This is a genomic window from Nocardioides nanhaiensis (genome assembly GCF_039542785.1).
Classification (GTDB): Bacteria; Actinomycetota; Actinomycetes; order Propionibacteriales; family Nocardioidaceae; genus Nocardioides; species Nocardioides nanhaiensis.
In genome coordinates this window covers 1411155-1422978 of sequence record NZ_BAABIM010000001.1, presented here as the reverse complement: position 1 = coordinate 1422978, position 11824 = coordinate 1411155, and the positions used below count along the sequence as shown (strand labels likewise).

The 11824-nt window shown below is 72.9% G+C and carries 11 protein-coding genes; 8 read left to right on the top strand and 3 right to left on the bottom strand.

What is annotated here, in order from left to right; genetic code table 11:
- Window positions 1-10: 10 nt before the first annotated feature.
- Genes ABD948_RS06770 through ABD948_RS06760 form a run of 3 tightly spaced genes read left to right on the top strand, consistent with a single transcriptional unit; the run spans window position 11 to window position 3379 of the window.
- A complete protein-coding gene (locus tag ABD948_RS06770) occupies window positions 11-1408 on the top strand; it encodes a hypothetical protein (RefSeq protein ID WP_345263946.1) in 1398 nt (465 codons plus the stop codon).
- Window positions 1405-2109 (top strand): hypothetical protein, encoded by a 705-nt coding sequence (locus ABD948_RS06765; protein WP_345263944.1) that lies wholly within the window; start codon window positions 1405-1407, stop codon window positions 2107-2109. The genes ABD948_RS06770 and ABD948_RS06765 overlap by 4 nt, the downstream gene beginning before the upstream one ends.
- Before the next feature lie 4 nt (window positions 2110-2113).
- Window positions 2114-3379 carry a hypothetical protein gene (locus ABD948_RS06760; RefSeq protein ID WP_345263942.1) on the top strand — a complete coding sequence of 422 codons (1266 nt, stop codon included), beginning with the start codon at window positions 2114-2116 and terminating at the stop codon, window positions 3377-3379.
- Between the two features lie 16 nt (window positions 3380-3395).
- On the opposite strand, the gene ABD948_RS06755 is transcribed toward ABD948_RS06760, so the two are convergent.
- Window positions 3396-4640, bottom strand: a complete 1245-nt coding sequence (locus ABD948_RS06755; protein WP_345263940.1) for a calcium-binding protein — start codon at window positions 4638-4640, stop codon at window positions 3396-3398.
- A gap of 390 nt (window positions 4641-5030) precedes the next feature.
- Here ABD948_RS06755 and ABD948_RS06750 point away from each other — a divergent pair, with 390 nt between their 5' ends.
- The 4 genes from ABD948_RS06750 to ABD948_RS06735 all read left to right on the top strand — a co-directional run bounded on the left by ABD948_RS06750 (window position 5031) and on the right by ABD948_RS06735 (window position 8415).
- The gene (locus ABD948_RS06750) at window positions 5031-6485 is read left to right on the top strand and encodes an HNH endonuclease signature motif containing protein (RefSeq protein WP_345263938.1); all 1455 of its coding nucleotides are present in this window, start codon (window positions 5031-5033) and stop codon (window positions 6483-6485) included.
- A 299-nt stretch (window positions 6486-6784) separates the two neighbouring features.
- Entirely contained in the window at window positions 6785-7534 is a 750-nt protein-coding gene (locus ABD948_RS06745; RefSeq protein ID WP_345263936.1) for a hypothetical protein, read from the top strand.
- 122 nt (window positions 7535-7656) lie between these two features.
- Window positions 7657-7977, top strand: a complete 321-nt coding sequence (locus ABD948_RS06740) for an META domain-containing protein (RefSeq protein ID WP_345263934.1) — start codon at window positions 7657-7659, stop codon at window positions 7975-7977.
- A gap of 9 nt (window positions 7978-7986) precedes the next feature.
- Entirely contained in the window at window positions 7987-8415 is a 429-nt protein-coding gene (locus tag ABD948_RS06735) for a hypothetical protein (RefSeq protein ID WP_345263932.1), read from the top strand.
- Between the two features lie 21 nt (window positions 8416-8436).
- Here ABD948_RS06735 and metG read toward each other — a convergent pair whose 3' ends face one another.
- A complete protein-coding gene (gene metG / locus ABD948_RS06730) occupies window positions 8437-10227 on the bottom strand; it encodes a methionine--tRNA ligase (RefSeq protein WP_345263930.1) in 1791 nt (596 codons plus the stop codon).
- A 51-nt stretch (window positions 10228-10278) separates the two neighbouring features.
- The gene (locus ABD948_RS06725; protein ID WP_345264479.1) at window positions 10279-11100 is read right to left on the bottom strand and encodes an MOSC domain-containing protein; all 822 of its coding nucleotides are present in this window, start codon (window positions 11098-11100) and stop codon (window positions 10279-10281) included.
- Window positions 11101-11131: 31 nt separating this feature from the next.
- Here ABD948_RS06725 and ABD948_RS06720 point away from each other — a divergent pair, with 31 nt between their 5' ends.
- On the top strand, window positions 11132-11815 hold the full coding sequence (locus ABD948_RS06720) for a GOLPH3/VPS74 family protein (protein WP_345263928.1): 684 nt from the start codon (window positions 11132-11134) through the stop codon (window positions 11813-11815).
- Window positions 11816-11824: the final 9 nt, after the last annotated feature.

Here is an 11824-nt window from a genome sequence, read left to right as displayed (position 1 = left end):
GCTGGCCGGCGTGACCAGCGAGACCGACGACGGCGGCACGCCCGGCTACGTCGACACCCTCCCCGAGATGGTGGCGGCGCTGCGGGAGAGCCCCGTCGTCGTCGAGTCGACGATGGGCAACGGCCACACCGAGCAGGTGCGCGAGCACCTCCTCGGGCTGGCCGAGCGGGCCGAGGCCGGCGGCGTGCCCGTGTTCGCCGTGGCCACCACCACGCCGGTGGGGCTGGACCCGTCCAACGCCGACGAGCAGCTGGCGGTCCTGCTGCACGACGAGCTGGACGTGCCCGGTGTGTACGTCGTCGAGACCAACCTGGGCATCGGCGCCCTCAAGGTCTACGGCGACCTGGGCACCGACTCCACCAACACCGAGACCGACCTCTCCTTGTTGAGCTACGACGCGCACGCGCAGATGGAGGAGGCCGCCCAGGAGCGGTGGGGCGAGGACGACGCGCGCCTCGCCTCGGTCACCGACCTGGCCTCCGCGCTCGAGGCAGCCGCACGGGTGGCCGAGGACGGCGCGTTCCCCGACCGGGAGTACAACGAGCGCAACGAGCCGATCGACCGCCCGGAGCCGCTGAGCACCGAGCAGGCCGACTCCTACGCCAGCAGCACCTGGGCCTACGCCACACCCGACTACGACGCCGAGCAGTCCTGGAGTCCCGCGACTCCCGGCGAGGCGTCGTTCGCCGTCACCCTGACGCTGCTCCTGGTCACTGCGCTGGGCTACCGACTGCTCCAGGCGGTGACGGCGTGGCGCGCGGGGCCGGCCGCCGTCACCGCGCCGGCGTCTCGGCCGAGCACGAGGGGCGAGAAGCCCGAGAGGTCCGAGAAGGCCGACGAGCCCTGGACCGCTCTGGGCTACCGGCACGACCCGGCCAGCCTGCGACGACGCGCCGCGGACCGGCTCGAGCGCACCGACACCGAGCTGTCGGGCTCCCTGGTGCGACACCTGCCGGACGAGTCGGTCGACCTCGCCCGCGGCAGCATCGAGGAGGCCCGCCGGCTGCTGGACGCCGGGCCGGACGAGCGGGCGGTCGAGACCGGCGACGACCTCGCCGCCGTCGGCGCCTGGGTGCTGGCCGAGACCGCCTGGTCGGTGGTGCGCCGTCGCGGAGACGGCCACTGGGTGCCGTGCTTCACCAACCCGACCCACGGCGAGGGCAGGACCCGGGCACCGGTCGGCGGGGGGCTGGACGTCCCGGTCTGCGAGCAGTGCGCCGCACGGATCCGCAAGGGCCGCGAGACCAACACCCTGCTCACCTCCCCCGCGGGCGGGCTGCGCCGGTGGGCCCGCTCGCGGCCGGTCCCCTACTACGAGGTCGACTCGGTGTGGGCCCGCACCGGGTTCGGCGCGCTGGGCGACGAGCTGTGGCGCGAGCTGGGCCGCGAGCGCGGGGGACGGTCGTGAGCCGGTCCCGGATCGGGGTGGTGCGCGGCGCGCTCAACCTGCTGGTCGCGCTGCTGCTGGGCGTGGTCGCGGCCGTCGTCGTCGGGATCTTCCAGGACGACCTGCGGGCGGCGCGCGCCCCCGACGGCGTCCCCGCGCTCCTCGCCAGCCGGAGCGACCGGGTCGACGAGGCCGTCGCCGCCCTGCGCGAGGACGGCGTGTTCGTGCCGTCCGACGGTCGCAGGCTGATCAGCGAGGAGGGCGAGGCCGCGGTCGTGCAGGCCGTGGCGGACGCCGAGCTGCCGGTCTACGTGATCGTCTGGCCCGCCGAGCAGCAGGTCGGACTGTGGTCCGTCGAGCTCACCGACCGCATCGGTGCCGAGCTCGGCGTGGAGCGGGGGTCCCTGATCATCTGGTCGGGTCCTGAGTCCGGCGAGAGCGAGGTGTTCGGCGGACGCACCTTCGCCTCGGTCTCCGCCTCTGACCTGGTGGGCGACCCCGGCACCGCCCTGCCTCCGCTGATCGCCGGGCTCGGCGACCCCGACGAGTGGTACGAGGTCGGCGACACGCGCTACGACCCCTGGGAGGGCACGGGTGGCGGCATCGCCGGTGCGCTGCTGCTCGGCGGTCTCGGCCTCGGCGGGCTGGTCCTGGCCGGGTGGATCGTGAGGGCCGCGCGCGGACGCCCACTGCTGCCCGGCCGCTGGCGTTGGGGAGGATGAGCCCGTGAGCACGCCGAACGACGACACCCCGCCTGCGGCCGGCAGCGCCGACCAGGTGCTCGCCGACGTCGCGCAGGCCCTGGCCGACGACGGCGTCTACGTGCACCCCTCGCTGGCGAGCGTCGTCTCGCCCGCCGAGGAGGCGGAGATCGCGCAGACGCTGGCGCAGGCCGAGGAGCCCGCGTTCGTGGTGGCCTACCCCTTCGCGCGCAACGACGAGTTCGGTGGCAGCGCGTCCGACCTGCTGACCCGGCTGCAGGCCCGCGATGAGCTGCCCGGCACCTTCATCACGACCAGCAGCTACGGCCTCGTGAACGACGAGTACTCCGACATCCGCCTCGACGCCTTCCAGTGGGGCGGCCCCGGCGGCTACGACGGCCAGGAGTGGTACGAGCTGGCCGACGCCGTCCAGAGCCGCGACCCGGACGGGGACTTCGACCTCGACCAGTCGCTGCAGACCGCGGCCGACCTCGTGGTCGAGGGCCGCGAGGCGGTGAGCGAGGGCTACCGCGAGCGCCAGGAGCAGCGCGAGGCCGAGCGCGAGGAGCGCGGCTCCTCGCCCCTCGGTGGCGACGGCGACGGCGTGGACCTCACCGGGCTGCTGATCGCGGGACTCGTCGCGGCGACGGTCCTCGCCGTCGCGCGGTCGGTCGTGCGACGTCGTCACGGCCGTGCGGCCGCCCCCGCCCGCGAGAGCGCGCCGGCGGTGCTGCCGCCGTCGGCCGTCGAGCGGATCCGCGAAGCGCACGACCGCCGGCTGGAGGAGCGCGCCCAGCGCGAGCTGCTGGCGCTCGGCGAGCAGCTGGACTCGATCGAGATCGGCCAGCGCGACGAGCGCACCTCCTGGCAGGCAGCGCTCGACCACTACGACGCGGCGCGGCGCGTCCTCGCCATGACCGAGCGCCAGGACGACGAGCTCGACGTGCTGCACGTCGTCGGGGCCCTGGTGCTGCTGGGTCGCGGTCGCGATGCGCTGGCCGCCGCCCGGAAGGGTCGCGGCTACGAGCCCGAGCCGGACTGCTACCTCAACCCGCTGCACGGGCGGGCCGCGGCCGCGCGTCGGGTCGAGGTCGGCGGCCGGCCCCTCGAGGTGCCGCTGTGCGAGCGGTGCCGCAGCGACCTGAGGCGCAGCCGCACGCCCGACATCCTCGACGTCGCGCAACGGGGGACCCCCACCCACTGGTTCGACACCGGCGTCGAGCCATGGGTGTCCACGGGCTACGGCGCCCTGGACCCCGACCTGGTCACCGCCCTGCAGCGCACGCGCTGAGGGATCGCCCGCGAGGTCACCGGGTCTCGCAGCGGCGCACCACCTCGGCGCGCCGGCACGTGTCGCGCCCGAGGCTGCCGTCGACCTCGTCGCGGCCGGCGCCGGTGTCGATCAGGTCCGCGCGATGGCTGCCCAGCACGCGGTCGTTCCCTCCGCGGGTCCGTGCGACCAGCGGTGCGTCCACACTGCCGGCGACCACCTCGGGACCGTCGGTGCCGACCAGGCGGAGCGGCACCCTCTCCCCCACCGCGACCCGACCGAAGCCGGTCACCGAGCCGATCGCGACACCGCCCAGGGACAGCCGCTCGCGGAGCAGGTCGACGCCGACCACCGGCTGCCTGCCCGGCCGCTGCCCGGGCAGGTAGACGGTCAGCGAGTCACCCACGGCGCCACCTCCCTCGAGGCGCCAGCCCGTGGAGGCGTCGACGTTGACGTACACGAAGTCCTGGTCGGGTCCGCCCAGCACCTGCTGCGCGCCGGCGCCGTACGCCTGCAGGTCGTCGATGCCGGGCCCTCCTCGCAGGGTGTCGCTGCCCTGGGAACCCAACAGGACGTCCTTGCCCGGCCCGCCGGCCACGTCGTCGTCCTGCCCGGCAGCGGCCGGGTCGCCCGCGATCTCGGGGTCGCCGTACAGGACGTCGTTCCCCCCGTTGCCGAGCACCACGTCGGAGCCCGGACCGCCGTAGATCTGGTCGCCGTGGACCCCGCCGACCAGCCGATCGTCGAACGGGGAACCCAGGATGCGCGTGCCCGGCCGCACCACGATCCGGTCCGCGCCCTCCCCCGAAGCCTGGCCGGCACTGAGGTCGACGACCACCCGGCCGGGAGCCCGGTCGTAGCGCAGGACGCCGGTCGAGTCACCGACCGAGTTCGGCTCGACCGGGCCGATGTCGAGCAGGTCGTCACCCGGCCCGCCCTCGAGCACGTCGGGACGGTAGCCATCGCCCCCGCGGTCGGAGACGTAGCGGGCCGCACCCGCCAGCAGCGTGTCGTCGCCCTCGCCCCCGGTGAGCCGATCGGCGCCGTCGCCCCCGCAAATCACGTCGTCACCTCCCCCGCCGTCGATCCGGTCGAACCCGGCCAACCCGGCGATCACGTCAGGCCCCGGGGTGCCGGTGAGCACGTCCGCGCCCGCCGTCCCGACGATCGTGGCCAGCTCTCCCCCGCAGGTCGGCGGCGCGGCACTGGCGGTGCCGGCCAGCGCCGGCAGCGCCGAGCAGGCGAGGACGAACGAGAGCAGACCGGCGCGGCGAGGTGTCATGCCCGGTGTGATGCCGCGACCAGTGATCTGGTTCGCGGTCTCAGCGAACGTACGGTCGGTCGGCGCAGCGACCTGCTGCTGGTCGAGGCGCGAGGAGCGCCAGCGACGAGCCTCGAAACCCAGCGAGGTGAGAAGCAGCCTCGGGACCGGCATCGCCAGTAACGGGCGGTCGCTGGTCCGTACCGACAGCGACAACGGCGAGAGCGCCGCTCTGGGTCACGGCCCGCGGACCACCCACTGGTGGTCGATTGGTCGCCCGCGCCCTTGCCGCTCACACGCGAGAGTCGTTCGGATGGTTGCGGAAAACTGTTACTAGTTTGTTCCTCAGCGTCCGGTGGATAACCCCGAATCAGGCCCTTGAGTGTCGGTGGTCGGTGCTTGAGTAGACACATGACCACCACCGCTCCCGACCTCGCCGAGGTCCTCGCACGGGAGGACCGCGAGCGCGGCGAGCGTGAGCACGCGCTGCGGATGGTGCGGGCGGTGCAGTCCCAGCTGATGAGCGCCGAGGTCGCGAAGCTGCGGATGATCGTTGAGTGGGCCAAGGTCAACCGGTTGGACGCCGACCACCTCGAGGGTGAGCCCGACCCCGACGCCGTGATGAGCGACGAGCAGGTCGAGGAGCTCGAGGCCGCGCTGGGTGACCAGGGGTTCTGCGACCGCTGGCTGTCGGTGGCCGGTACGGGTGCGCCGGTGGTGTCGGAGTTCGCGGTGATGGAGCTGGCCAGCACCCTGAACATGAGCACCGACGCCGGCCTCGCCCTGGTCGGACGGGTCCTGGAGCTCAAGTACCGCCTCCCGCGGCTCTACCGGCGGGTCGAGGAGCTGCAGCTCCCGGTGTGGAAGGCCTTCGAGCTCGCCGACCTCACCCAGCCCCTGCCCGCCGAAGCAGCGGACCACGTGGACCGGCAGGTCGAGGCCGTTGCCGGGAAGATCGGCAAGCGCCAGATGGAGCGGCTGGTCGCCGAGACCCAGGCCCGGTTCGACCCCGACGCCGCAGTCCAGGCCGAGAAGGAGAAGCGGGAGCGGCGGTTCTTCGACATCGGCGAGTCCCGCCGCACTGACAGCGACGCCGGCACCCTGGAGTCGCTGGCCGGGACTGTGCCGGTCGCCGGGTGCCTGGACGCCGCCGACGCCGCCGATCTCGAAGCCGCGATCCGCCACACCGCTCGCGCCCTGGGCAAGGCAGGCTGTGAGGACTCGTTGGACGTCCGCCGGGCCGCCGCCGTCGGTGAGCTCGCCCGCAACCAGCTCGCTCTCGACTTCGAGACCGGCGAGATCACCGAGCCATCGGACCACCACGGCCGCGCCATCGAGCTGGTCGTGCACCTCTCCGACGAGGCCTTCACCGCCGCGGGGTTCATGGTCGGCCGCCTCGAGAACAACCAGAGCCCGGTGAGCGCGGACGTGGTCCGTGGTTGGTGCCGCACCGCCGGCCGCATCACCGTGCGGCCCGTGATCGACCTCAACGGCGCAGTGCACGTGGAGCAGTACGAGGTCCCCGACCGGATCAAGCAACAGCTCCGGTGGACCGACCCGCGGTGTGTCTACCCGCATTGCAACCGCCCCGCGGATCGCTGCGACTGCGACCACCTGAAGCCCTACGACGAGGGCGGCGCGACCTGCACCTGCAACCTCGCGCCCCTGTGCCGTCGGCATCACCGCTTCAAGACCCACGGCGCCGTCACCTACCGCAGGATCGGGCCGGGTGCCTACGAGTGGGAGTTCCAGACCGGGATGACCGTCGTCCGCGACCACCTCGGCACCCACCCACCGGTCTGGCCCAAGCCCCCACCCCCCGACGAGTTCGACATCGAACCACCGGACGACCCCGTCTTCGACTGAGCGCCTTCGTACCGGTGATCACGTAGCCACGAGCCGTCGTGTTAGGGCCGTCTTACGGACCTGGGCGCCGGCACGAGCAGGAACCGTCGGCGGCCCACCGCCGTCTTCAAGGCATGAGAGTGCTCGCCGTCCCGGCCGCTGCCATGATCGTGGCTGTCTCGGTCGCGGTCGTGGGATGCGGTGCGGACGACCGACCGCCGTCGGGCGGCTCGGCGACGACTCGCGCCGCAGGGACTGCCGCTCCCGAGCAGTGCGTCCCCTCCGCGAGCGCGAGCCGACGGGAGCTGGCGGGATCCGCCGTGTGGGTCCTGTTCTGCCCCGGCGGGCAGGGCCGGACCGCGCCGGCCGAGGTGCCCTCGGACGCCCTCACCACGCACCTCGACCTCCTCGAGGGACTCATCCGCGCCCCCACGCCGTGGGGAACCAACTCGCGGTGTGCCGAGTTCGGCGGCCGCACCTATCGCTTGCAGATGGGGTTCGAGGACGGCAGCGTGACGGAGATTCGAGGCGACACCCACCCGCTCTGCTCCGGTCGAACACCCGACGGGTCGACCATCACCGGGCCCCCCGACCTCGGTGTCTACGGCACGGTGATGACTGCGTTCGGACAGCAGTACGCCGACCAGTTCACCACCGCCGAGATCGACGATCCGATGACGTGCCCGGACAACCCGTTCACCCCCGATCGCTCCGATGCCGACGGCGCCTCGGCCGGGCTGGACACCGGTTTCCTGCGTGGTGCTCGCGAGCCGATGACCATGCCCCTCAGCGCCGTGCGCGGCATCGCCTGCACCTGGGAGTACGGAGCCGGGACCCCGACGGCACGCCACCTCGGCCCGGATGAGGCCGAGCGGGTTCGGATCGGGCTGCATGCCATCCCGGGAGGCGTGGTCGACTGCGCCCAGAGCAGGCGGCCCACGCACTCCGCGGTGGTCGAGGACAAGACGGGCACGCGCCGGACGGTCACCATCCTCTACTCGCAGTGCGGCACCGTCATGCGCAGCGACGACGGCTACGGACTCACCTTCCCGTGGCTCGACACACGATGAGTCACCGACGCGCGCATACTCCTGCCACGGCAGGCACCGCTGCACGTCACCCGCACCTGGTCGCGGGAGCCGTGGCTGCGAGCCTGCTCGCCTGCGTCGTCCTCGGCCCGTGGCTGTGGAGCGTGGTGCGCGATCAGCGCACCGAAGGTCGTTGGGAGCTGCGGACCGGCGAGCACGGCGTCCCCGCAGGGCTCGCCATCGAGATCGACGGCGACCAGGTCACCGGCGAGGGGCCATGCAACGGCTTCTCGGCCTCGTGGTCACCGGACGCCGGTGCATCGCAACTGCTGAGTACGGCGATGGGGTGCGCGCCGCCGGTAGTGCGCGCGGAGGAGACGTTCTTCCAACTGCTGGAGGCCGGCACCGTCGAGGTCGAGGACAACCGGCTGCACCTGCGCAGCTCCGGCGTCGACCTGGTGTTCGACCGCGTGGACGAGAGGTAGGAGGTCACGGTGCGCCCCAGTCACCTCTGCCTCGGCCGGGTCCTCCTCGGCGTCGCGTCAGTCCCTGCGCCGATCCAGAGCGCCTCCGCGAGCTGCGCCGCACCCGAGATCGACGTCGACTCGGCCACGCTCCTGCAGCGCGGCACGACCACCACCGTGATGGGCTACGGCTTCGTCGACGGCTGCGACGACGCGGGCACCTGCCCGGGGTCGCCGGGTTGCTCCGGATGCGTGCACGAGGCCAGCGAGGAGGTGGCCCCGCTGATCGGGGTGCCGCTGACGTTGGTGCAGGGCGACCGCCGCTGGCGGCTCGCCGCGACAGACGCGCGAGAGGAAGGCGACGTCGCCTGGACCGTCGTCCTCCCCGAGGCGGCCAGACCCGGCCCCGCTCGGCTCGTCACACCGGTCTCACAGCCGGTGCGAGTCCGTTTGCGCTAGGCGACGCGGAACCTCGGCCCGTCAGCCCAGCCGCTCGAGCTCCTCGTCGACGACGGCGGGGTCGAGCTTGGTGAAGACCGGGGTCGGCTTGACGACGGCGGTGCCCGCCTCGATCGAGTGCCGGCGCCACGCGGGGAAGGTGCTGTAGTCGCCGGTGATGACCGGGTAGCCGGCCCCGCCGTCGAGGTCCTCGGCCTCCTCGAGGTGCGGCATCGGGACCAGCTCGCCGGTGCCGCCCAGGGCGGTGTGCACGGCGTTGGCCGAGAACGGCAGGAACGGGGAGAGCACCAGGTTGAGGTCGGCGACGCACTGGGTCATCACGTGCAGGATCGTGCCGAGCCGCTCGCGCTGCTCCTCGCCCTTGAGCTTCCACGGCTCGGAGTCGGAGACGTACTTGTTCACCTCGGCGACGGCGCGCATCGCCTCGCCGATGGCCTGCTTCTGGCGGTGCCGGCCGATCAGGTCTCCCACCACGGTGAAGGCCTGCTCGGCGACGGCGAGCACCCGCTCGTCCTCGGCGTCGAGCACGCCCGCGGGCGGGATCTCGCCGAAGTTCTTGGCCACCAGGTTGGCGGTGCGGTTGACCAGGTTGCCCCAGCCGGCGACGAGCTCGTCGTTGGTGCGGCGCACGAACTCCGACCAGGTGAAGTCGGAGTCCTGGTTCTCCGGGCCGGCGGCCGCCACGAAGTAGCGGAACGCGTCGGGCTGGTAGCGGCTGAGCAGATCGCGCACGTAGATGACCACGCGCTTGGAGGAGGAGAACTTACGGCCCTCCATCGTAAGGAACTCCGAGCTGACGACCTCGGTGGGCAGGTTGAGCTGGCCGTACTCGCGCGGCTCACCACCCTTGCTCCCCCGCCCCGAGTAGGCCAGCAGCTCGGCGGGCCAGATCTGGGAGTGGAAGGTGATGTTGTCCTTGCCCATGAAGTAGTAGCTGAGCGCCTCGGGGTCGTTCCACCAGCGGCGCCACGCGTCGGGGTCGCCGCTGCGGCGCGCCCACTCGATCGAGGCCGAGAGGTAGCCGATGACGGCGTCGAACCAGACGTAGAGCTTCTTGGTCGGGTTCTCGCGCCAGCCCTCCAGCGGCACGGTGATGCCCCAGTCGATGTCGCGCGTCATCGCGCGCGGCCGGATCTCCTTGAGGATGTTCTGGCTGAAGCGGATCACGTTGGGGCGCCAGGTGCCGGAGGCCTCTCGCTCGTCGAGCCACTCGGTGAGTGCCTCGGCCAACGCGGGCAGGTCGAGGAAGAAGTGCTGGGTCTCGACGAACTCCGGCACCTCGCCGTTGATCCGCGAGCGCGGGTTCTTCAGGTCGGCCGGGTCGAGCTGGTTGCCACAGTTGTCGCACTGGTCGCCGCGCGCGCCCTCCGCCCCGCAGATGGGGCAGGTGCCCTCGATGTAGCGGTCGGGCAGGGTGCGCCCGGTGCTCGGCGAGATCGCGCCGTAGGTGGTCTGCTCGACGAAGTAGCCGTTCTCGTAGACGCCGAGGAACAGCTCCTGCACCACCGCGTGGTGGTTGCGCGTCGTCGTCCGCGTGTAGAGGTCGTAGCTGAGACCCAGCGAGACCAGGTCCTCGGCGATCAGCCGGTGGTTGCGGTCGGCGAGCTCCTGCGGCGAGAGTCCGGCCTCGTCGGCGGCGATCAGGATCGGCGTGCCGTGCTCGTCGGAGCCGGAGACCATGAGCACGTCGTGGCCGGCCATCCGCATGTAGCGGCTGAAGACGTCGGAGGGCACCCCGAACCCGGCGACGTGGCCGATGTGGCGGGGGCCGTTGGCGTAGGGCCAGGCGACGGCGGACAGGACGTGGCTCATGGGTCGAGCCTAGTGAGCCCGCGCCATTCCTTTCCTACCGAGGGTCCAGCCCTACCGGAGGGGACCCGCCCCGGGCTCGACTTCCTCGAGCACCTCGACGACGTCGCCCTCGCGCACCACCGCGCCGGGGGTGTCGGGCACCAGGTTGGTGCCGAACCAGGTGGCGCCGTCGAAGCGGCGCAGCCGGGCCAGCGTCGTCACCGGCTCCCGCCCGCCCTCGGCGGTGTCGGGGTCGCGGGTGGTCATCACGCAGCGCGGGCAGCCCTTGACGGCGCGGAACACCGCGCCGCCGGGCCCGCCTACGCGGACGACCCGCCAGTCGTCCTCGGCCCACGCCTTGCTGCCGGTGACCACGAGGTTGGGCCGGAAGCGACGCATCGAGAAGCCGCCGCCCAGCGCCTCCAGCGACGCCTCGGTGGTGACCAGCAGCGGGTAGCCGTCGGCGAGCGAGACCCGGTCGTCGGTCCGGGCGAAGGCCGGGTTGGGCGGGCGCTGCGTGGGGTCGGCGAGCCACACCAGGCGGACGTCGGCCCCCACCAGCTCGGCCACCCAGGCCGCCGCGTCGTCGCCGGCGTCGCGGGCGCGCACGCTGGAGCTCCAGATCTGCACGGTCCGTTCGCGGGCGTCGGCTCCCGGTGCCGGGACGACGAGGTCCCCGAGTCCGTCGGCGTGCAGGCGCAGGCCGTTGTCCGCACCCGGCGTCGGCACCCCGAGCAGCAGCCGGGGCAGCTCCCGAGCGGTGAGGAAGCTCCCGTCGGCATCGGTCACCATCCACCGTCGGTCGCCCGCCAGTCCCCACGGCTCGACGGTCGCCTCGGTCAGCTGGTGGCCGCGCATCGACTTGACCGGGTAGCGCCAGATCTCGCTCAGCATCGTGCTCACCGGCCAAGCGTAGGGTCGGACCATGCTCACCTTGCTGGCCGAGGACCTGTTGCTGCTCCTGCTCGACGACGAGAAGGGCACCCCGCCCTCGGGCGTGCAGCTGCCCGCCCCTCTGGGTGGCGCGCTGCTGGCCGAGCTGGCCATGGCCGGTGAAGTGGAGGTGGAGCCGGCCGCGAGCCGTTGGCGGCGCAGCACGGTCGCCGTCACCGACGGCGCGCACGAGGATCCCCAGCTGGCGCAGGCGCTCGCCGTCGTCGCGGAGAAGCCGCGCAGCGCGCAGGACCTCGTGACCCGGCTGGGCAAGAACCTGCCCGACACGCTGCGCGAGCGGCTCGCCGAGCGCGGTCTGCTGGAGCGGCGCGAGGGCAAGGTGCTCGGGCTCTTCCCGCGCACCACGTGGCCCGCGGCCGACGTCGAGCACGAGCGGCAGGTGCGCGAGCGGTTGACGGCGGTGCTGGTGCAGGGGCTCACACCGGACCCGCGCACCGCGGCGCTCGCGGGCCTGCTCGCCGCCGTCGACCAGGCGCACAAGGTCGTCGAGCGCGGGGACGTGCCGGCCAAGCAGGTCAAGAAGCGCGCCAAGGCGCTGGGCGAGGGCTCGGAGGGCGAGTGGGCCACCAAGGCGGTCCGCGATGCCATCGCCGCCACGACGGCCGCCACCACCGCCGCGATCACCGCGAGCACCGCGGTCGCGGTCAGCAGCTGACCAGCACCT